Source organism: Streptococcus sp. E17BB (assembly GCF_041807725.1).
Lineage (GTDB): Bacteria > Bacillota > Bacilli > Lactobacillales > Streptococcaceae > Streptococcus > Streptococcus entericus.
Window position 1 is genome coordinate 42891 of record NZ_JBGTZC010000010.1, and the last position, 17169, is coordinate 60059.

At 42.8% G+C, this 17169-nt stretch carries 32 protein-coding genes; all 32 read left to right on the forward strand.

What is annotated here, in order from left to right:
• Positions 1 to 8 precede the first annotated feature (8 nt).
• Positions 9 to 263, forward strand: coding sequence for a hypothetical protein (locus ACERC7_RS03675; RefSeq protein ID WP_018368192.1), 255 nt, complete (start codon positions 9 to 11; stop codon positions 261 to 263).
• 266 nt (positions 264 to 529) lie between these two features.
• A complete protein-coding gene (gene rpsJ, locus ACERC7_RS03680) occupies positions 530 to 838 on the forward strand; it encodes a 30S ribosomal protein S10 (protein ID WP_018368193.1) in 309 nt (102 codons plus the stop codon).
• Positions 839 to 942: 104 nt separating this feature from the next.
• Positions 943 to 1569 carry a 50S ribosomal protein L3 gene (rplC, locus tag ACERC7_RS03685; protein WP_373658521.1) on the forward strand — a complete coding sequence of 209 codons (627 nt, stop codon included), beginning with the start codon at positions 943 to 945 and terminating at the stop codon, positions 1567 to 1569.
• A gap of 24 nt (positions 1570 to 1593) precedes the next feature.
• On the forward strand, positions 1594 to 2217 hold the full coding sequence (gene rplD, locus ACERC7_RS03690) for a 50S ribosomal protein L4 (protein ID WP_018368195.1): 624 nt from the start codon (positions 1594 to 1596) through the stop codon (positions 2215 to 2217).
• Positions 2217 to 2513 (forward strand): 50S ribosomal protein L23, encoded by a 297-nt coding sequence (locus ACERC7_RS03695; RefSeq protein ID WP_018368196.1) that lies wholly within the window; start codon positions 2217 to 2219, stop codon positions 2511 to 2513. Before rplD ends, ACERC7_RS03695 begins: the two co-directional genes overlap by 1 nt.
• 17 nt (positions 2514 to 2530) lie before the next feature.
• Positions 2531 to 3364 carry a 50S ribosomal protein L2 gene (rplB, locus tag ACERC7_RS03700; RefSeq protein ID WP_373658522.1) on the forward strand — a complete coding sequence of 278 codons (834 nt, stop codon included), beginning with the start codon at positions 2531 to 2533 and terminating at the stop codon, positions 3362 to 3364.
• Positions 3365 to 3676: 312 nt separating this feature from the next.
• Positions 3677 to 3958, forward strand: a complete 282-nt coding sequence (gene rpsS, locus ACERC7_RS03705; RefSeq protein ID WP_000533766.1) for a 30S ribosomal protein S19 — start codon at positions 3677 to 3679, stop codon at positions 3956 to 3958.
• 15 nt (positions 3959 to 3973) lie between these two features.
• Complete coding sequence (rplV, locus tag ACERC7_RS03710; RefSeq protein ID WP_018368198.1) at positions 3974 to 4318, forward strand: 50S ribosomal protein L22; 345 nt, start codon at positions 3974 to 3976, stop codon at positions 4316 to 4318.
• A gap of 12 nt (positions 4319 to 4330) precedes the next feature.
• On the forward strand, positions 4331 to 4984 hold the full coding sequence (gene rpsC / locus ACERC7_RS03715) for a 30S ribosomal protein S3 (protein WP_018368199.1): 654 nt from the start codon (positions 4331 to 4333) through the stop codon (positions 4982 to 4984).
• A 3-nt stretch (positions 4985 to 4987) separates the two neighbouring features.
• Positions 4988 to 5401, forward strand: coding sequence for a 50S ribosomal protein L16 (rplP, locus tag ACERC7_RS03720; protein WP_018368200.1), 414 nt, complete (start codon positions 4988 to 4990; stop codon positions 5399 to 5401).
• 10 nt (positions 5402 to 5411) lie between these two features.
• Positions 5412 to 5618 carry a 50S ribosomal protein L29 gene (rpmC, locus tag ACERC7_RS03725; RefSeq protein ID WP_018368201.1) on the forward strand — a complete coding sequence of 69 codons (207 nt, stop codon included), beginning with the start codon at positions 5412 to 5414 and terminating at the stop codon, positions 5616 to 5618.
• Positions 5619 to 5640: 22 nt separating this feature from the next.
• On the forward strand, positions 5641 to 5901 hold the full coding sequence (gene rpsQ, locus ACERC7_RS03730; protein ID WP_000440801.1) for a 30S ribosomal protein S17: 261 nt from the start codon (positions 5641 to 5643) through the stop codon (positions 5899 to 5901).
• A gap of 21 nt (positions 5902 to 5922) precedes the next feature.
• On the forward strand, positions 5923 to 6291 hold the full coding sequence (gene rplN, locus ACERC7_RS03735; RefSeq protein ID WP_018368202.1) for a 50S ribosomal protein L14: 369 nt from the start codon (positions 5923 to 5925) through the stop codon (positions 6289 to 6291).
• A gap of 73 nt (positions 6292 to 6364) precedes the next feature.
• Positions 6365 to 6670, forward strand: coding sequence for a 50S ribosomal protein L24 (gene rplX / locus ACERC7_RS03740; RefSeq protein ID WP_373666177.1), 306 nt, complete (start codon positions 6365 to 6367; stop codon positions 6668 to 6670).
• Between the two features lie 23 nt (positions 6671 to 6693).
• Positions 6694 to 7236, forward strand: a complete 543-nt coding sequence (rplE, locus tag ACERC7_RS03745) for a 50S ribosomal protein L5 (protein WP_018368204.1) — start codon at positions 6694 to 6696, stop codon at positions 7234 to 7236.
• A 17-nt stretch (positions 7237 to 7253) separates the two neighbouring features.
• Positions 7254 to 7523, forward strand: coding sequence for a 30S ribosomal protein S14 (gene rpsN, locus ACERC7_RS03750; protein ID WP_018368205.1), 270 nt, complete (start codon positions 7254 to 7256; stop codon positions 7521 to 7523).
• A gap of 151 nt (positions 7524 to 7674) precedes the next feature.
• Complete coding sequence (rpsH, locus tag ACERC7_RS03755) at positions 7675 to 8073, forward strand: 30S ribosomal protein S8 (protein WP_373658527.1); 399 nt, start codon at positions 7675 to 7677, stop codon at positions 8071 to 8073.
• A 156-nt stretch (positions 8074 to 8229) separates the two neighbouring features.
• Positions 8230 to 8421, forward strand: coding sequence for a hypothetical protein (locus ACERC7_RS03760; RefSeq protein ID WP_373658529.1), 192 nt, complete (start codon positions 8230 to 8232; stop codon positions 8419 to 8421).
• A gap of 63 nt (positions 8422 to 8484) precedes the next feature.
• Positions 8485 to 9021 carry a 50S ribosomal protein L6 gene (gene rplF, locus ACERC7_RS03765; protein WP_373660162.1) on the forward strand — a complete coding sequence of 179 codons (537 nt, stop codon included), beginning with the start codon at positions 8485 to 8487 and terminating at the stop codon, positions 9019 to 9021.
• 94 nt (positions 9022 to 9115) lie between these two features.
• Complete coding sequence (rplR, locus tag ACERC7_RS03770) at positions 9116 to 9472, forward strand: 50S ribosomal protein L18 (RefSeq protein ID WP_026216602.1); 357 nt, start codon at positions 9116 to 9118, stop codon at positions 9470 to 9472.
• A gap of 17 nt (positions 9473 to 9489) precedes the next feature.
• Entirely contained in the window at positions 9490 to 9984 is a 495-nt protein-coding gene (gene rpsE, locus ACERC7_RS03775; protein ID WP_018368210.1) for a 30S ribosomal protein S5, read from the forward strand.
• Positions 9985 to 9998: 14 nt separating this feature from the next.
• Positions 9999 to 10178: a 50S ribosomal protein L30 gene (rpmD, locus tag ACERC7_RS03780; protein WP_018368211.1), complete on the forward strand. Its 180-nt coding sequence runs from the start codon at positions 9999 to 10001 to the stop codon at positions 10176 to 10178.
• A 190-nt stretch (positions 10179 to 10368) separates the two neighbouring features.
• Entirely contained in the window at positions 10369 to 10809 is a 441-nt protein-coding gene (rplO, locus tag ACERC7_RS03785) for a 50S ribosomal protein L15 (protein ID WP_373666178.1), read from the forward strand.
• Positions 10810 to 10823: 14 nt separating this feature from the next.
• Positions 10824 to 12131: a preprotein translocase subunit SecY gene (gene secY / locus ACERC7_RS03790; RefSeq protein WP_373666179.1), complete on the forward strand. Its 1308-nt coding sequence runs from the start codon at positions 10824 to 10826 to the stop codon at positions 12129 to 12131.
• 206 nt (positions 12132 to 12337) lie between these two features.
• Positions 12338 to 12979, forward strand: coding sequence for an adenylate kinase (locus ACERC7_RS03795; protein WP_373666180.1), 642 nt, complete (start codon positions 12338 to 12340; stop codon positions 12977 to 12979).
• A gap of 118 nt (positions 12980 to 13097) precedes the next feature.
• Positions 13098 to 13316: a translation initiation factor IF-1 gene (gene infA, locus ACERC7_RS03800; RefSeq protein ID WP_018368215.1), complete on the forward strand. Its 219-nt coding sequence runs from the start codon at positions 13098 to 13100 to the stop codon at positions 13314 to 13316.
• Between the two features lie 25 nt (positions 13317 to 13341).
• On the forward strand, positions 13342 to 13458 hold the full coding sequence (gene rpmJ, locus ACERC7_RS03805; protein WP_000868345.1) for a 50S ribosomal protein L36: 117 nt from the start codon (positions 13342 to 13344) through the stop codon (positions 13456 to 13458).
• A 23-nt stretch (positions 13459 to 13481) separates the two neighbouring features.
• The gene (gene rpsM / locus ACERC7_RS03810) at positions 13482 to 13847 is read left to right on the forward strand and encodes a 30S ribosomal protein S13 (protein WP_018368216.1); all 366 of its coding nucleotides are present in this window, start codon (positions 13482 to 13484) and stop codon (positions 13845 to 13847) included.
• A 17-nt stretch (positions 13848 to 13864) separates the two neighbouring features.
• Complete coding sequence (gene rpsK / locus ACERC7_RS03815; protein WP_018368217.1) at positions 13865 to 14248, forward strand: 30S ribosomal protein S11; 384 nt, start codon at positions 13865 to 13867, stop codon at positions 14246 to 14248.
• Positions 14249 to 14294: 46 nt separating this feature from the next.
• Positions 14295 to 15233, forward strand: a complete 939-nt coding sequence (locus tag ACERC7_RS03820) for a DNA-directed RNA polymerase subunit alpha (RefSeq protein ID WP_018368218.1) — start codon at positions 14295 to 14297, stop codon at positions 15231 to 15233.
• A gap of 15 nt (positions 15234 to 15248) precedes the next feature.
• Positions 15249 to 15635 carry a 50S ribosomal protein L17 gene (rplQ, locus tag ACERC7_RS03825; RefSeq protein ID WP_373658540.1) on the forward strand — a complete coding sequence of 129 codons (387 nt, stop codon included), beginning with the start codon at positions 15249 to 15251 and terminating at the stop codon, positions 15633 to 15635.
• A gap of 278 nt (positions 15636 to 15913) precedes the next feature.
• Positions 15914 to 17169: gamma-glutamylcysteine synthetase (locus ACERC7_RS03830; protein WP_373666181.1), on the forward strand; the 1256-nt coding region annotated here is incomplete at its 3' end.

The window sequence follows — 17169 nt, forward strand, 5'->3', positions numbered from 1 at the left end:
AGAAAACCATGCATTACACTTATTCTACTATTTCTACTTTAGAACTCCATTATTCAAAGGTTCAAGCGATTGTCCAACATATGCGAGCCTTATATGCTAAGAACTTGTGGCTGATTAGCGACTGGGACACAGAAGGGCAATATGTTCTTACAGAACTACTGAATAATTTTCCAGAGCTTAGTTACGATACTGTCCGATTGCAACTCGCCTTTAGAACGCACTTTGTGAAGCACCTCAGTACTATCTTGTTTTATCAGGATTAGTTGGGAGAAGGTCAAACAATGACTTGCTGACTTAGTCAGTGAGTCTTTTTAATTAGAAGCAGGTTGTTTTATATTTTTTGTAAAAAAACAAGTCGAAACTCTTGCAATCTCCTAGCATATCTGGTAGAATACTAGGAGTGCTGTAAAAAAACAGCCTTAGCCTTGAGCCAAGAGGTTGCGACACGCTCGGTTGCATTGCCACGCAACTCGTGTTGGTTTTCTTGGGGAGCTAGCCTATATCTTATATAGACGAAAAGGAGACAAAGATGGCAAACAAAAAAATCCGCATCCGCTTGAAAGCGTACGAACACCGTACTCTTGACACAGCAGCTGCAAAGATCGTAGAATCAGCTACTCGCACTGGTGCGACAGTTGCTGGTCCAGTACCACTTCCAACTGAGCGTAGCCTCTACACGATTATTCGTGCGACTCACAAGTACAAAGACTCTCGTGAGCAGTTCGAAATGCGTACTCACAAACGCTTGATTGACATCATCAACCCAACTCAAAAAACAGTTGACGCCTTGATGAAACTTGATCTGCCAAGTGGTGTAAATGTCGAAATCAAACTTTAATTTGATGAGACGGAGCACGAAAAACGCTCCTAAAAAACTTTTTTGAGCATGAAAAACGCTCATTAAAAACTTTTTAATAAAATCTGAAAAGGAAACATGTTCTCATGACAAAAGGAATCTTAGGGAAAAAAGTGGGAATGACTCAAATCTTCACTGAAACTGGTGAATTTATCCCTGTTACTGTCATCGAAGCAGCACCAAACGTGGTGCTTCAAGTGAAAACTCTTGAGACAGACGGTTACGAAGCTGTCCAAGTTGGTTTTGATGACAAACGCGAAGTATTGAGCAACAAACCTGCCAAAGGTCACGCTGCAAAAGCAAACACGACTCCTAAGCGCTTCATTCGTGAATTCAAAAACATTGAAGGCTTGGAAGTTGGTCAAGAAATTACCGTTGAGCAATTTGCTGCCGGAGATGTTGTAGATGTTACTGGTACATCTAAAGGTAAAGGTTTCCAAGGTGTCATCAAACGCCACGGTCAATCTCGTGGTCCAATGGCTCACGGTTCTCGTTACCACCGTCGTCCAGGATCAATGGGTCCTGTAGCGCCTAACCGTGTCTTCAAAGGTAAAAACCTTGCAGGCCGTATGGGTGGCAACCGTGTGACGATTCAAAACCTTGAAATCGTACAAGTTATTCCAGAGAAAAACGTTCTTTTGATTAAAGGTAACGTTCCAGGTGCTAAGAAATCTCTTATCATCGTTAAATCAGCAGTCAAAGCTGCTAAATAATAAGGAAAGGGGAAATCAGTTAACATGGCAAATGTAAAATTATTCGACCAAACTGGTAAAGAGTTGAGCTCCATCGAGCTTAACCCAGCGGTGTTCGGCATCGAGCCAAATGAATCAGTTGTCTTTGATGTGATCATCAGCCAACGTGCTAGCCTTCGCCAAGGTACACACGCGGTTAAAAACCGTGCAGCCGTATCAGGCGGTGGTCGCAAACCATGGCGCCAAAAAGGAACTGGACGTGCCCGTCAAGGTTCAATCCGCTCACCACAATGGCGTGGCGGTGGTGTGGTTTTCGGACCAACTCCACGTTCATACGGCTATAAATTGCCGCAAAAAATGCGTCGCCTTGCTTTGAAATCAGTTTACTCAGCTAAAGTGGCTGAAGAGAAATTTGTCGCTGTAGATAGCCTTTCATTCGCAGCTCCAAAAACTGCTGAATTTGCAAACGTGCTTGCAGCTCTTGCTATCGATTCAAAAGTGCTTGTTATCCTTGAAGAAGGTAACAAATTCGCTGAATTGTCAGCTCGTAACATCCCAGGTGTTAAAGTGGCAACAGCTAAAACAGCAAGCGTGCTTGACATCGTTAACGCAGACAAACTTCTTGTTACTAAAGAAGCAATCTCTACCATCGAGGAGGTTCTTGCCTAATGAATTTGTATGACGTTATCAAAAAGCCAGTGATTACTGAGAAGTCTATGGTTGCTCTTGAAGCAGGTAAATACACCTTTGAAGTTGACACTCGCGCTCACAAATTGTTGATCAAACAAGCGATTGAAGCTGCTTTTGACGGTGTTAAAGTAGCAACTATCAACACAGTTAACGTGAAACCAAAAGCGAAACGCGTTGGTCGTTACGCAGGGTTCACTAGCAAAACGAAAAAAGCAATCGTGACGTTGACAGCTGACTCAAAAGCGATCGAGTTGTTTGCTGCTGAAGCGGAATAATCTAAGGAGGAAATCACGTGGGTATTAAAATTTATAAACCAACGACAAATGGCCGTCGTAACATGACTTCTTTGGATTTTGCTGACATCACAACAAACAAACCAGAGAAAAGCTTGCTTGTTTCACTGAAGAAAACAGCAGGCCGTAACAACGCTGGCCGCATCACAGTTCGCCACCACGGTGGAGGACACAAGCGCCACTACCGTTTGATTGACTTCAAACGTAACAAAGACAATGTTGAAGCAATTGTTAAGACCATCGAGTATGATCCAAACCGTTCTGCAAACATCGCTTTGGTTCATTACACAGACGGGATTAAAGCTTACATCATTGCGCCAAAAGGCTTGGAAGTAGGTCAACGCATCGTTTCTGGTCCCGAAGCGGACATTAAAACAGGTAACGCGTTGCCGCTTGCTAACATCCCAGTTGGTACAGTGATTCACAACATTGAGTTGAAGCCAGGTCGCGGTGGTGAATTAGTTCGTGCCGCTGGTACTTCTGCGCAAGTATTGGGTCACGAAGGTAAGTACACCCTTGTTCGCTTGCAATCAGGCGAAGTGCGCATGATCTTGTCAACTTGCCGTGCGACTATTGGTACAGTTGGTAACGGTGAACATTCACTCGTTAACATCGGTAAAGCAGGTCGTAACCGTTGGAAAGGCATCCGCCCAACTGTTCGTGGTTCTGTTATGAACCCTAACGATCACCCACACGGTGGTGGTGAAGGTAAAGCACCGGTTGGTCGAAAAGCGCCATCTACCCCTTGGGGTAAACCAGCTCTTGGTCTTAAAACTCGTAACAAAAAAGCACGTTCTAATAAGTTGATTGTTCGTCGTCGCAACGAAAAATAAGCTAAGAGTTAATTCCGTTATCTAGCTGTGGGTTGAGCTTGAAAAGACTGATTGGTTATCCAAAAAGCAACAAGAACAACTCAACCTCAGGATTTCCGCCAGCTCGGTAGGGTTTCTACTGGACTTGAAGTTCCAAGGTCATCGTTTGATTGAAATGCCAGTTTGGCGCAGTAGTTGATTGCAGTTTCTAGTAGCTTCGCTACGTCGAAATTTCCAATCAACTGCGCATCGTCTGGACATTGAACATGGTCTTGTGACTCTGCCCAGTTCCCAGGCCGCTGTGGTACATATTTTAAAGGAGAACATTACAAAATGGGACGCAGTCTTAAAAAAGGACCTTTCGTCGATGAGCATTTGATGAAAAAAGTTGAAGCTCAAGCTAACGACGAGAAGAAAAAAGTTATCAAAACTTGGTCACGTCGTTCAACGATTTTCCCAAGCTTTATCGGCTACACAATCGCTGTATATGATGGTCGTAAACACGTGCCTGTATACATCCAAGAGGACATGGTAGGTCACAAACTTGGTGAATTTGCACCAACTCGTACCTACAAAGGTCACGCGGCAGACGACAAGAAAACACGTCGTAAATAATAGGAGGAGGAGACAATGGCAGAAATTACTTCAGCTAAAGCAATGGCTCGTACAGTCCGTGTTTCACCTCGTAAAACACGTCTTGTTCTTGACCTTATCCGTGGCAAACATGTTGCGGATGCCATCGCTATCTTGACATTCACACCAAACAAAGCAGCTGGTATCATCCTGAAAGTCTTGAACTCAGCTATCGCTAACGCTGAGAACAACTTCGGTTTAGAGAAAGCTAACTTGGTGATTTCTGAAACATTTGCAAACGAAGGACCAACAATGAAACGTTTCCGTCCACGTGCCAAAGGTTCAGCTTCACCAATCAACAAACGCACAACCCATATCACAGTGGTTGTGTCAGAAAAATAAGGAGGTAAGAACGTGGGTCAAAAAGTACATCCAATTGGTATGCGTGTTGGTATCATCCGTGACTGGGATGCCAAATGGTACGCTGATAAAGAATACGCAGATTACCTCCACGAGGATCTTGCAATCCGTAAATTCATCAACAAAGAGCTTGCTGAAGCATCAATTTCAACAATCGAAATTGAGCGTGCAGTGAACAAAGTTATCGTGTCTATCCACACTGCTAAACCAGGTATGGTTATCGGTAAGTCTGGTAGCAACGTTGACGCTCTGCGTGCTGAATTGAACAAATTGACTGGCAAACAAGTCCACATCAACATCATTGAGATCAAACAACCTGATCTTGATGCTCACTTGGTTGGCCTTAACATTGCTAAGCAACTTGAGCAACGTGTGGCTTTCCGTCGTGCTCAAAAACAAGCTATCCAACGGACGATGCGTGCCGGTGCAAAAGGAATTAAAACTCAGGTTTCAGGTCGTTTGAACGGTGCTGATATTGCCCGTAGCGAAGGTTACTCTGAAGGAACTGTTCCGCTTCACACCCTTCGTGCAGACATCGATTATGCTTGGGAAGAAGCTGACACCACTTACGGAAAACTAGGTGTAAAAGTTTGGATTTACCGTGGTGAAGTCTTGCCAGCTCGCAAAAACACTAAGGGAGGTAAATAACACATGTTAGTACCTAAACGTGTCAAACACCGTCGTGAGTTCCGCGGAAAAATGCGCGGCGAAGCTAAAGGCGGTAAACAAGTTGACTTTGGTGAATTTGGTCTTCAAGCAACAACTAGCTCATGGATCACCAACCGCCAAATCGAAGCTGCTCGTATTGCTATGACCCGTTACATGAAACGTGGTGGTAAGGTTTGGATCAAAATCTTCCCTCACAAATCATACACTGAAAAAGCAATCGGTGTGCGGATGGGTTCTGGTAAAGGTGCACCTGCAGGTTGGGTAGCGCCCGTGAAACGTGGCAAAGTGATGTTTGAAGTCGCAGGTGTTTCTGAAGAAATCGCTCGCGAAGCTTTCCGTCTTGCTGGTCACAAATTACCAGTTAAAGTGAAATTTATCAAGCGCGACGCAGAATAAGGAGAAGGCAATGAAACTTAAAGAAATTCAAGAATTTGTCAAAGAGCTTCGTGGTCTTTCTCAAGAAGAGCTTGCTAAAAAAGAAAACGAACTCAAAAAAGAATTATTTGACCTTCGTTTCCAAGCAGCAGCTGGTCAATTAGAGAAAACAGCTCGTTTGAAAGAAGTCAAAAAACAAATTGCCCGTATCAAAACGGTGCAATCTGAGTTGAACTAATAAATTGGGAAGGAGTATGTCAATGGAACGCAATAACCGTAAAGTTCTTGTTGGACGTGTCGTGTCTGACAAAATGGATAAAACCATCACTGTTGTAGTTGAAACCAAACGTAACCACCCAGTTTATGGTAAACGTATCAACTATTCTAAAAAATACAAAGCCCATGACGAAAACAATGTTGCTAAAGAAGGCGACATCGTTCGTATCATGGAAACTCGTCCCTTGTCAGCTACAAAACGCTTCCGCCTTGTAGAAGTTGTTGAAGAAGCTGTCATTATCTAAGCCTGAAAGGAGAACATTGGAATGATTCAACAGGAATCTCGTCTGAGAGTTGCAGACAACAGCGGCGCTCGCGAAATCTTGACTATCAAAGTTCTTGGTGGTTCAGGTCGTAAATTCGCTAACATCGGTGACGTTATCGTTGCTTCAGTAAAACAAGCTACTCCTGGTGGCGCTGTTAAAAAAGGTGACGTTGTCAAAGCTGTTATCGTACGTACAAAAACGGGTGCCCGTCGTCCAGATGGTTCATACATCAAGTTTGACGACAATGCTGCCGTTATCATCCGTGAGGACAAAAACCCTCGTGGTACTCGTATCTTCGGACCAGTTGCACGTGAATTGCGTGAAGGTGGCTTCATGAAGATTGTGTCATTGGCACCAGAAGTACTTTAATTTCAAACAAACGTAGTCCCCTGCGCTAGTCGCAGGGTGCCCGTTAGGGCGTAAGAAAATATAGGAGAAAAACATGTTTGTAAAAAAAGGCGACAAAGTTCGCGTAATCGCTGGTAAAGACAAAGGCAAAGAAGCCGTTGTTCTTCGCGCACTTCCAAAAGTTAACAAGGTTATCGTTGAAGGCGTAGCCCTTGTTAAAAAACACAAAAAACCAAACAACGACCTCCCTCAAGGTGGCGTTGTTGAAAAAGAAGCAGCTATCCATGTTTCAAACGTTCAAGTCTTGGACAAAAACGGCGTAGCTGGTCGTGTTGGTTACAAGTTTGTTGACGGCAAAAAAGTTCGTTACAACAAGAAATCAGGCGAGCTGCTTGACTAATCACGAAGGAAAGGAGAAGTAACATGGCAAATCGTTTAAAAGAAAAATACCTTAAAGAAGTTGTTCCTGCTTTGACAGAACAATTTAGCTACCCATCTATCATGGCAGTGCCAAAGATCGAGAAAATCGTTCTTAACATGGGTGTGGGTGATGCGACTTCTAACGCTAAAAACCTTGAGAAAGCTGCTGCTGAGTTGGCACTTATTTCAGGTCAGAAGCCACTGATCACCAAAGCTAAAAAATCAATCGCCGGCTTCCGTCTTCGTGAGGGCGTAGCCATCGGTGCAAAAGTTACCCTTCGTGGTGAACGCATGTACGAATTTTTGGACAAGTTGGTAACTGTTTCACTTCCGCGTGTTCGTGACTTCCACGGTGTTCCAACCAAATCATTTGACGGACGTGGTAACTACACACTTGGTGTCAAAGAGCAGTTAATCTTCCCAGAAATTAGCTTTGACGATGTTGATAAAGTTCGTGGTATGGACATCGTTATCGTTACAACAGCAAACACTGACGAAGAAGGACGTGCATTGCTAAAAGGCCTTGGTATGCCTTTCGCTAAATAATATAGGAGGTAAAAATAATGGCAAAGAAATCTATGGTTGCTCGTGAAGCAAAACGTCAAAAGATTGTTGATCGCTATGCTGAAAAACGTGCTGCGTTGAAAGCTGCTGGTGATTATGAAGGTTTAGCTAAATTACCTCGTAATGCATCTCCAACTCGTCTTCACAATCGTTGCCGTGAGACAGGTCGTCCGCATGCTTATATGGGCAAATTTGGGTTGAGCCGTATCGCATTCCGTGAATTGGCACATAAAGGTCAGATTCCAGGTGTCACTAAAGCGTCTTGGTAATCACATGATGTGAGAGCGTTAAACAACCACAAAAAAATCGGTTGTTGCTTGAGTTAAATACAGCACTAGCTGCATTTAACCCCCTGCCCAATCGGGCATCATTAACTAGCAAGTGCGTCTTGCAAACTACTAGTAAGAGGAGAAAAATAAAATGGTTATGACTGACCCTATTGCAGACTTTTTAACTCGCATTCGTAATGCCAACATGGCTAAGCACGATGTGCTTGAAGTGCCTGCATCAAACATCAAAAAGGGGATTGCTGAAATCCTGAAACGCGAAGGTTTTGTGAAAAACATCGAAATCATCGAAGACGATAAGCAAGGCATCATCCGTGTCTTCTTGAAGTACGGTGCTAACGGTGAGCGCGTTATCACAAACTTGAAACGTATCTCAAAACCAGGTCTGCGCGTTTACTCAAAACGTGACGACATTCCACGTGTCCTTAATGGACTCGGTATCGTTATCATCTCTACCTCAGAAGGTCTCTTGACAGATAAAGAAGCTCGTCAAAAGAACGTTGGTGGAGAAGTGATTGCCTACGTTTGGTAAAATCAAGATACAAAGAGCATAAAGCTACCAAAGCAAAAATAGGAAACTTGACGCAGAAACCTTGGTTTCTAGGAGAGTTTATCACTTTTGCACAGGTAGTGGCTTGTGTTCAGTTTAGCTGATTAACAGGTCAGCTAAATAGAGAGGAAATTGGTTTTGAAGAAAAGTATGACAGCGACTGAATTGAATGAAAAATTGGTTGTTGCAGAAGACGCCTTGGCTGAATTATCAAAAGATGATCTCGTGTCTCTTTTAGGTGAAATTGGCTATAGTCCTGCTGCTATTGATGTATTGACAGAATATCAGGAGTTTGTCAAAGCTTTTAGAGAGAAGCTAGGTTTACTCTAATCCACCCCCGTGAAAACTAGTCGCTTTGAGTGGCTTGATAATCTAACAGGAGAATAAAAGAATATGTCACGTATTGGTAAAAAAATCATTACTTTGCCTGCTGGTGTAGAAATCTCACAAAATGCTGGCTTAGTAACTGTTAAAGGACCTAAAGGTGAATTGACTCGTGAGTTCAACACAAATATCGAGATTCGTGTTGAAGGTAACGAAGTGAGCCTGCACCGTCCAAATGATTCAAAAGAAATGAAAACTATCCACGGTACTAGCCGTGCCAACCTTAACAACATGGTTGTTGGTGTATCTGAAGGTTTCAAAAAAGATCTTGAACTCAAAGGGGTTGGTTACCGTGCACAACTGCAAGGAACTAAATTGGTTCTTTCACTTGGTAAATCTCACCAAGACGAAGTTGAAGCACCAGCTGGTATTACTTTCACTGTTGCGAACCCTACCTCAATCTCTGTTGAAGGGATTAACAAAGAAGTTGTTGGTCAAACAGCAGCTTATGTGCGTAGCTTGCGTGCGCCAGAACCTTACAAAGGTAAAGGTATCCGCTACGTTGGTGAATACGTTCGTCTTAAAGAAGGTAAAACTGGTAAATAATAGCCTAATCGAGTGGTCAGTCTTCTTGACTAAATCGCTCGGCTATGTCTATTAAACATGCCCTAGGGCACAAAAAATGTAAGAGGTGAAAATTGTGATTTCTAAACCAGATAAAAATAAAATCCGCCAAAAACGCCACCGTCGCGTTCGCGGAAAACTCTCTGGAACTGCAGAACGCCCACGTTTGAACGTTTTCCGTTCTAATACAGGCATCTACGCTCAAGTAATTGATGACGTAGCGGGTGTAACGCTCGCAAGTGCATCAACTCTTGACAAAGCTGTTTCTAAGGGAACAAAAACAGAACAAGCCATTGTTGTTGGTAAACTCGTTGCTGAACGTGCAGCTGCTAAAGGTATTTCTGAAGTGGTCTTCGACCGCGGTGGATACCTTTACCACGGACGTGTGAAAGCTTTGGCTGATTCAGCCCGTGAAAACGGATTGAAATTCTAATAGGAGGATACTTAATAATGGCATTTGAAAAAAACGTAGCCGAACTTGAAGAGCGTTTGGTTGCTGTCAACCGTGTCTCTAAAACTGTAAAAGGTGGACGTCGTCTTCGCTTTGCAGCTCTCGTGGTTGTCGGTGATCGTAACGGCCGTGTTGGTTTTGGTACTGGTAAAGCTCAAGAAGTTCCAGAAGCAATTCGTAAGGCTGTTGAAGACGCTAAGAAAAACCTTATTGATGTGCCAATGGTTGGAACAACAATTCCTCACGAAGTTTACTCTGATTTTGGAGGCGCTCGTGTCTTGTTGAAACCAGCTGCTGAAGGTTCTGGAGTTGCTGCAGGTGGAGCTGTACGTGCCGTTGTCGAATTGGCAGGTATTGCGGACATCACGTCTAAATCACTTGGTTCAAACACTCCAATCAACATCGTTCGTGCGACTGTTGAAGGTTTGAAACAATTGAAGCGTGCTGAAGAAGTAGCTGCTCTTCGTGGCATCTCAGTGTCTGACTTAGCATAAGAAAGGAGATTATCATGGCTCAACTTAAAATTACTTTGACCAAGTCTCCAATCGGACGCAAACCTGAGCAACGTAAAACAGCTGTTGCTCTTGGACTTGGCAAATTACATAGCACTGTTATCAAAGAAGATAACCCTGCTATCCGTGGCATGATTACTGCAATTTCTCACTTGTTGACAGTAGAAGAAATCTAATCAGTAAAAAGCCTGAGGGCGATGCCCTTTGCGAGGCGACCAATTTTTGATAAAAATAGTCGTCTCGATGTATATAGGACTCAGTCGCTAGGATTTCTGGCGACTTCAAGTCCGTTTTATCGGCGAGTTTCTGGTCTGCGTATCCTTCACAGATGAGAAGCGCTAGCATTTTAAAAAAGGAGAAAAATAAATGAAACTTCATGAATTGAAACCTGCAGAAGGTTCTCGTAAAACTCGCAACCGCGTTGGTCGTGGTACTTCATCAGGTAACGGTAAAACTTCTGGCCGTGGTCAAAAAGGTCAAAAAGCTCGTAGCGGTGGTGGCGTTCGCCCAGGCTTCGAGGGTGGTCAGACTCCATTGTTCCGCCGTTTGCCAAAACGTGGTTTCACCAACATCAATGCAAAAGAGTATGCCTTGGTGAACCTTGATGTACTTAACGTTTTTGAAGATGGCACAGAAGTAACCCCAGTTGTCTTGATTGATCGTGGCATCGTTAAGGCTGAGAAATCAGGTATTAAGATTCTCGGCAATGGCGAGTTGACCAAAAAACTCACTGTGAAAGCAGCGAAATTCTCAAAATCTGCTGAAGCAGCAATCATTGCTAAAGGTGGTTCAGTAGAAGTTATCTAAGCGAGGTACTTCTTATGTTTTTCAAATTACTCTTTGAAGCCCTGAAGCTAAAGAATGTTCGCAAGAAAATTGCTTTCACACTCTTTATCATCTTTGTGTTTCGCGTGGGAACTCATATCACTGTACCAGGCGTCAATGTTAAGAGTTTGGAGCAATTAGCAGATCTTCCGTTTCTAAACATGTTGAACTTGGTGTCTGGTAATGCATTGACGAATTTCTCTATCTTTTCGATGGGGGTTAGTCCCTACATTACAGCTTCCATTGTTGTCCAGCTTTTACAGATGGACATCGTTCCCAAGTTTGTGGAATGGGGTAAACAAGGTGAGGTCGGTCGTCGTAAGCTGAATCAAGCAACTCGCTACATTTCGCTCTTTGTGGCATTCGCCCAATCGATTGGTATTACTGCTGGTTTTAATGCTCTTTCAAGTGTAGCCTTGATTGACAAGCCCGTCTGGCAAACCTATGTGATGATTGGTAGTTTACTGACTGCTGGAAGTGTTGTGGTGACTTGGCTAGGTGAGCAAATCACAGATAAAGGTTTTGGTAATGGGGTATCCATGATTATCTTTTCAGGGATTATCTCATCTATTCCTAACACCTTTAGGACGATCCATGAGGATTATTTTGTCAACATTAAATCAGATGAGCTTCAAACCTCACTCATTTATGTTAGTGCCTTTGCATTAGCGACTTTGTTGATTATTTTCTTTACAACTTTCGTGCAACAGGCCGAGTACAAGATTCCTATCCAGCACACCAAGTTAACAAAAGGGGCATCAAGCAGCTCTTATTTGCCGCTTAAGGTAAACCCTGCTGGTGTCATCCCGGTTATCTTTGCTAGTTCAATTACGACCCTACCAACAACTATCCTGCCTTTCTTTCAAAGAGGGAACCAGATTGTGCCGTGGATGGACAAGCTACGCGAAGCCTTGTCTTATCAGTCGCCAACTGGTATGGCACTCTACGCTGTCTTGATTGTCGTCTTTTCATTCTTCTACACCTTTGTGCAGGTGAACCCTGAAAAGACGGCTGAAAATCTGCAAAAGAGTGCATCTTATATCATTGGTGTACGTCCAGGTCGTGAGACAGAACAGTACATGTCTAGTTTGTTGAAAAAACTAGCAACTATTGGTGCGATTTTCCTTGCTTTTGTAGCACTCAGTCCAATTTTGGCACAACAGATTTTCGGTCTGTCATCCAATATTGCCTTAGGGGGAACGAGTTTGCTGATCTTGATTTCAACAGGAATTGAAGGGATGAAGCAGTTGGAAGGCTATCTCCTCAAACGGCGCTACGTTGGTTTTATGAACGCAGCTGAATAGAGGCATTTCAAAATAGAATATCGTGCAAGAAATGAAAGATTGTTTAGAGTTAGACTGGGCAGTCACAACGTGAAACTTGCATAGAAGCGGGACGACAATAGCGCTGCTAGAAGCAGTTGCTTCTTGTCCCGCTCTCTATTTTGTTTTCAGATGAGTTTGTCAATAAAGGCAGATTCATCTGAAAACAAAATAATAAAGGAGACAAGATGAACCTTTTAATCATGGGTCTGCCTGGTGCAGGAAAAGGCACTCAAGCAGCTAAAATTGTTGATACGTTTGGTCTTAAGCATGTGTCTACAGGAGATATGTTCCGTGCGGCAATGGCAAACAAAACGGAACTGGGTCTGTTAGCTAAAAGCTACATTGACAAAGGTGACCTCGTTCCAGACGAAGTAACTAACGGTATTGTCAAAGAGCGTTTGGCAGAAGGGGACATCAAGGAACACGGCGTTCTCTTGGACGGCTACCCTAGGACACTTGATCAGGCAAAAGCGCTTGATCAAGCCATGGCAGAGCTTGGTTTAAGCTTGGATGGGGTCATTAACATTGATGTTGCCCCAGAGAGCTTAGTTGAGAGACTCAGCGGCCGCATTATCCATAAAGAAACTGGCGCCACATTCCACAAACTATTCAACCCACCAGCTGGGGACTACAACGAGGACGATTACTACCAGCGCGAAGATGACAAGCCAGAAACGGTCAAACGTCGCTTAGATGTTAATATCGCTCAAGGAGAGCCGATTTTAGCACATTATCGTGCAAAAAATCTTGTTCATGACATTGACGGCAACCAAGACATCGATGATGTGTTTGCGTCGATCGTAAAAGTCCTAGAAACTTTAAAATAAGCAGAAGATATGGCTTGCAAATCGCTATAAACAGTGATATAATTGATAAGTCTGACTTATATTATTTACCCTTTTGAGAAAAGGGACATCAAATCGACATTTAAGGAGGTACTTTTGCGTGGCAAAAGAAGATGTGATTGAAATCGAAGGTAAGGTTGTCGAAACCATGCCTAATGCGATGTTTACTGTTGAATTAGAGAATGGGCATAAAATTCTGGCGACAGTATCAGGAAAAATCCGCAAGAACTACATTCGTATTCTTGTCGGTGACCGTGTGACTGTGGAACTTAGCCCCTACGATTTAACACGTGGACGGATCACATACCGCTTTAAATAATCGAAATAATTGGAGGGATTAAAACATGAAGGTAAGACCATCGGTTAAACCAATTTGCGAATACTGTAAAGTTATTCGTCGTAACGGTCGTGTTATGGTGATTTGTCCAACAAACCCTAAACACAAACAACGTCAAGGCTAAAATAGTTATAGAAAGGAGAAAACATGGCTCGTATTGCTGGAGTTGATATTCCAAATGACAAACGCGTAGTGATTTCATTGACTTATGTCTACGGTATCGGTGTGCCAACGGCTAAGAAAATCTTGGCTGCTGCAGGTATCTCTGAAGACATCCGAGTGAAAGATTTGACCCCTGATCAAGAAGACGCTATCCGTCGTGAAGTAGACGCAATCAAAGTAGAGGGTGACCTCCGTCGTGAAGTTAACCTCAACATCAAACGCTTGATGGAAATCGGTTCATACCGTGGTATCCGTCACCGCCGTGGACTTCCAGTCCGTGGTCAAAACACCAAGAACAATGCGCGTACTCGTAAGGGTAAAGCAGTTGCTATTCCTGGTAAGAAAAAATAAAATAGGAGGTAAATAAATTGGCTAAACCAACACGTAAACGCCGTGTGAAAAAAAATATCGAATCAGGTATTGCTCACATTCACGCGACATTTAACAACACTATTGTTATGATTACTGATGTACACGGCAACGCTATCGCTTGGTCTTCAGCTGGTGCCCTTGGTTTCAAAGGTTCTCGTAAGTCAACACCGTTCGCGGCTCAAATGGCTTCCGAAGCTGCTGCAAAAGCTGCACAAGAACATGGACTTCGCACGGTTGAAGTAACAGTAAAAGGTCCTGGTTCAGGTCGTGAATCTGCTATTCGTGCTCTTGCTGCTGCTGGCTTAGAAGTAACAGCAATCCGCGATGTGACTCCTGTACCGCATAACGGTGCTCGTCCTCCGAAACGTCGTCGTGTGTAAGTCATAATCGCTTTTTATACACAATTCGTTTCGAGGGAGTAACTAAATGATTGAGTTTGCAAAACCAATAATAACAAAAATTGATGAAAACCAAAATTCCGGTAAATTTGTGATTGAACCACTTGAGCGTGGCTACGGCACAACTCTCGGAAACTCTCTTCGTCGTGTACTTTTGTCCTCCCTTCCAGGTGCGGCAGTGACATCAATTAAGATTGATGGAGTACTCCACGAATTTGATACTGTTCCAGGTGTTCGTGAAGATGTGATGCAGATCATCCTCAACTTGAAAGGTCTTGCCATTAAATCTCATGTTGATGAGGAAAAAACGATGGAACTCGATATTGTTGGTCCCGCTGAAGTTACAGCAGGAGATATCTTGACAGATAGCGATATCGAAATCATTAACACCAATCATTACCTCTTTACTATTGCAGAGGGTGCTAGCTTTAAAGCGGTTCTTAAAGTTAATACTGATCGTGGCTATGTACCAGCTGAAAATAATAAAAAAGGTGACGCACCAGTTGGAACCTTGGCTATTGATGCCATTTATACACCCGTTAAGAAAGTCAATTACCAAGTTGAACCTGCCCGTGTTGGTAGCAACGATGGATTTGATAAGTTAACGATTGATATTGAAACGAATGGAACGATTATTCCAGAAGATGCTTTAGGTCTATCTGCGAATGTCTTGATTAACCACCTCAACCTCTTTACTGACTTGACGGACATTGCTAACAACATGGATGTTCTCAAAGAAACAGAGGTGGTGTCAGACGAAAAAGTACTTGACCGAACCATCGAAGAATTAGACTTGTCTGTTCGTTCATATAACTGCCTCAAGCGCGCGGGAATTAACACCGTCTATGACTTGACAGAAAAATCAGAGACTGAAATGATGAAAGTACGTAACTTGGGACGTAAGAGCCTTGAAGAAGTTAAAGTAAAATTGCATGATTTAGGTCTGGGATTAAAAAACGATAAATAATTTAAGGAGGAAAACATGGCTTACCGTAAATTAGGACGCACTAGCTCACAACGTAAGGCAATGCTTCGCGACTTGACAACTGATCTTTTGATCAATGAATCAATCGTGACAACTGAAGCTCGTGCTAAAGAAATCCGTAAAACCGTTGAAAAAATGATTACCCTTGGTAAACGTGGTGACTTGCATGCTCGTCGTCAAGCAGCAGCTTTTGTTCGCAACGAAATCGCATCTGAAAACTACGATGAAGCAACTGACAAATACGTTGCAACAACTGCTTTGCAGAAATTGTTCTCAGAAATTGCACCACGCTATGCTGAGCGCAACGGTGGTTACACTCGTATCTTGAAAACTGAGCCACGTCGTGGTGACGCAGCTCCGATGGCAATCGTCGAATTAGTTTAATTCATCAATTTTGTTGAGTGTTATGATGATGGAAAGCTTGCTTTCTTAGTCTAGCTCTGGTCTGCCGCTGGGTCTGTCCCAGCGGTAACACTCATCATCATTGATTAGTTACGCTTGTTTACGAGAGACTTTTAATTAACTTAGAAATCTCTCGTAAGCAGGCGTTTTTGTATTGTATGTTATAATGGTATTAAGGGTTGTAGTCAGGATAGTTTATCAATAACATCTAAGTTTACCCTGCTGTATTTCGTAAGTTGAACAATGGATGAGGTAAGTGAATGGACAAGTTAAAAAAGGCATTGAGAGATATTTATTTATCGCCTCTAAAGGAGACAAGAGACCTGTATATCGGTGTTGAACTGGAGTTTCCCATTGTCCATCGATTATCTCAGAAAACTGACATAGAGGTCAGTAAAGCCCTCATGATTTTCTTGGCGGAGCACTTTCATCTGGTGATTGAACAACATGATGCAGACGGTGCTCCTGTACAATTATATCACCCAGGCACAAAAGACCGAATCCTTTTTGAAGTCTCTTACAACATCCTCGAATTTGCCTTCGGGAAATCTAAAACAATCCAAGAAATAGATGACCGTTTTCAACATTATCTGAAAGCCGTCCAGTTGTTTTTAGGACAACATGACCATGAACTCCAAGGTGTCGGGATTCATCCAGCCTGGGATAAAAATGACAATTCTGCAGTGAAGTTACCTCGCTACCAGATGTTGATGGCTTATTTAGCCTTAGCTAACGAAGACGCGACTGATTGGTACCACCCTTTTACTGATTACGGAGCCTTTATTTGTAGTAACCAAGTCCAACTAGATGTGACTTCAAGCAATTACCTGCGTGTTCTCAATGCTTTCAATAAAATAGAGGCTGCTAAAGCCTATCTCTTTTCTAATTCTGTTTTTAATGGTGCTGACTGGGATACGACGATTGCTCGTGATATTTTTTGGGAACACTCGTTCCACGGTTGTATTGCTGAAAATGTTGGCCTTTTCCCGCATGATTTTCATAGTGATGATGAATTATTGGATTATCTGACAAAAACATCTTTATTCACTGTTAATAGGGATGGAAAAGTTTATTATTTCCCACCAATATCGTTAGAAAACTACATTGATTCAAAGGAAATAAAGGCTTATTCTGTCGGTCACACGAGTTCAAAAAGTTATTTACAGCCGTGTCTATCTGACCTTGAAACTCACCGTGCTTACCATTACAACACTTTAACGAGGCGTGCGACGATTGAGAGCCGTAGCGTTTGTACACAGCCACTAGATAGTACCTTTGCGCCCATAGCTTTTCAGCTTGGTCTATTGGTAGCAATAGCAGAGCTTGAAGATTATTTAGAACAAGCGGACTTCTTTCAGCATTATGGTAAAGACTACCCAGCCCTCCGTCGCCAATTTTCCCAAAAAACATTATCAGCTGAAGAAAAAAATAAAATTCGCAAATTCAGTCTTGATTTACTCAATATCGCCAGGAATGGGCTATTGAAAAGAGGATTTAAGGAAGAAAACTACTTAAC

What these genes read in the sequence shown, in the direction of transcription:
- rplF (WP_373660162.1), top strand. Translation starts at nt 8,485, where the DNA reads ATGTCACGTATTGGTAAAAAAATCATTACTTTGCCTGCTGGTGTAGAA.
- ACERC7_RS03795 (WP_373666180.1), top strand. Translation starts at nt 12,338, where the DNA reads ATGAACCTTTTAATCATGGGTCTGCCTGGTGCAGGAAAAGGCACTCAA.
- rplP (WP_018368200.1), top strand. Translation starts at nt 4,988, where the DNA reads ATGTTAGTACCTAAACGTGTCAAACACCGTCGTGAGTTCCGCGGAAAA.
- rplN (WP_018368202.1), top strand. Translation starts at nt 5,923, where the DNA reads ATGATTCAACAGGAATCTCGTCTGAGAGTTGCAGACAACAGCGGCGCT.
- rpsN (WP_018368205.1), top strand. Translation starts at nt 7,254, where the DNA reads ATGGCAAAGAAATCTATGGTTGCTCGTGAAGCAAAACGTCAAAAGATT.
- ACERC7_RS03675 (WP_018368192.1), top strand. Translation starts at nt 9, where the DNA reads ATGCATTACACTTATTCTACTATTTCTACTTTAGAACTCCATTATTCA.
- rplV (WP_018368198.1), top strand. Translation starts at nt 3,974, where the DNA reads ATGGCAGAAATTACTTCAGCTAAAGCAATGGCTCGTACAGTCCGTGTT.
- rpsS (WP_000533766.1), top strand. Translation starts at nt 3,677, where the DNA reads ATGGGACGCAGTCTTAAAAAAGGACCTTTCGTCGATGAGCATTTGATG.
- rpsE (WP_018368210.1), top strand. Translation starts at nt 9,490, where the DNA reads ATGGCATTTGAAAAAAACGTAGCCGAACTTGAAGAGCGTTTGGTTGCT.
- rpmD (WP_018368211.1), top strand. Translation starts at nt 9,999, where the DNA reads ATGGCTCAACTTAAAATTACTTTGACCAAGTCTCCAATCGGACGCAAA.
- rpsQ (WP_000440801.1), top strand. Translation starts at nt 5,641, where the DNA reads ATGGAACGCAATAACCGTAAAGTTCTTGTTGGACGTGTCGTGTCTGAC.
- rpsH (WP_373658527.1), top strand. Translation starts at nt 7,675, where the DNA reads ATGGTTATGACTGACCCTATTGCAGACTTTTTAACTCGCATTCGTAAT.
- rplD (WP_018368195.1), top strand. Translation starts at nt 1,594, where the DNA reads ATGGCAAATGTAAAATTATTCGACCAAACTGGTAAAGAGTTGAGCTCC.
- ACERC7_RS03820 (WP_018368218.1), top strand. Translation starts at nt 14,295, where the DNA reads ATGATTGAGTTTGCAAAACCAATAATAACAAAAATTGATGAAAACCAA.
- ACERC7_RS03695 (WP_018368196.1), top strand. Translation starts at nt 2,217, where the DNA reads ATGAATTTGTATGACGTTATCAAAAAGCCAGTGATTACTGAGAAGTCT.
- rpsM (WP_018368216.1), top strand. Translation starts at nt 13,482, where the DNA reads ATGGCTCGTATTGCTGGAGTTGATATTCCAAATGACAAACGCGTAGTG.
- rpsJ (WP_018368193.1), top strand. Translation starts at nt 530, where the DNA reads ATGGCAAACAAAAAAATCCGCATCCGCTTGAAAGCGTACGAACACCGT.
- rplE (WP_018368204.1), top strand. Translation starts at nt 6,694, where the DNA reads ATGGCAAATCGTTTAAAAGAAAAATACCTTAAAGAAGTTGTTCCTGCT.
- rplQ (WP_373658540.1), top strand. Translation starts at nt 15,249, where the DNA reads ATGGCTTACCGTAAATTAGGACGCACTAGCTCACAACGTAAGGCAATG.
- secY (WP_373666179.1), top strand. Translation starts at nt 10,824, where the DNA reads ATGTTTTTCAAATTACTCTTTGAAGCCCTGAAGCTAAAGAATGTTCGC.
- rplO (WP_373666178.1), top strand. Translation starts at nt 10,369, where the DNA reads ATGAAACTTCATGAATTGAAACCTGCAGAAGGTTCTCGTAAAACTCGC.
- rpmJ (WP_000868345.1), top strand. Translation starts at nt 13,342, where the DNA reads ATGAAGGTAAGACCATCGGTTAAACCAATTTGCGAATACTGTAAAGTT.
- rpmC (WP_018368201.1), top strand. Translation starts at nt 5,412, where the DNA reads ATGAAACTTAAAGAAATTCAAGAATTTGTCAAAGAGCTTCGTGGTCTT.
- rplC (WP_373658521.1), top strand. Translation starts at nt 943, where the DNA reads ATGACAAAAGGAATCTTAGGGAAAAAAGTGGGAATGACTCAAATCTTC.
- rplX (WP_373666177.1), top strand. Translation starts at nt 6,365, where the DNA reads ATGTTTGTAAAAAAAGGCGACAAAGTTCGCGTAATCGCTGGTAAAGAC.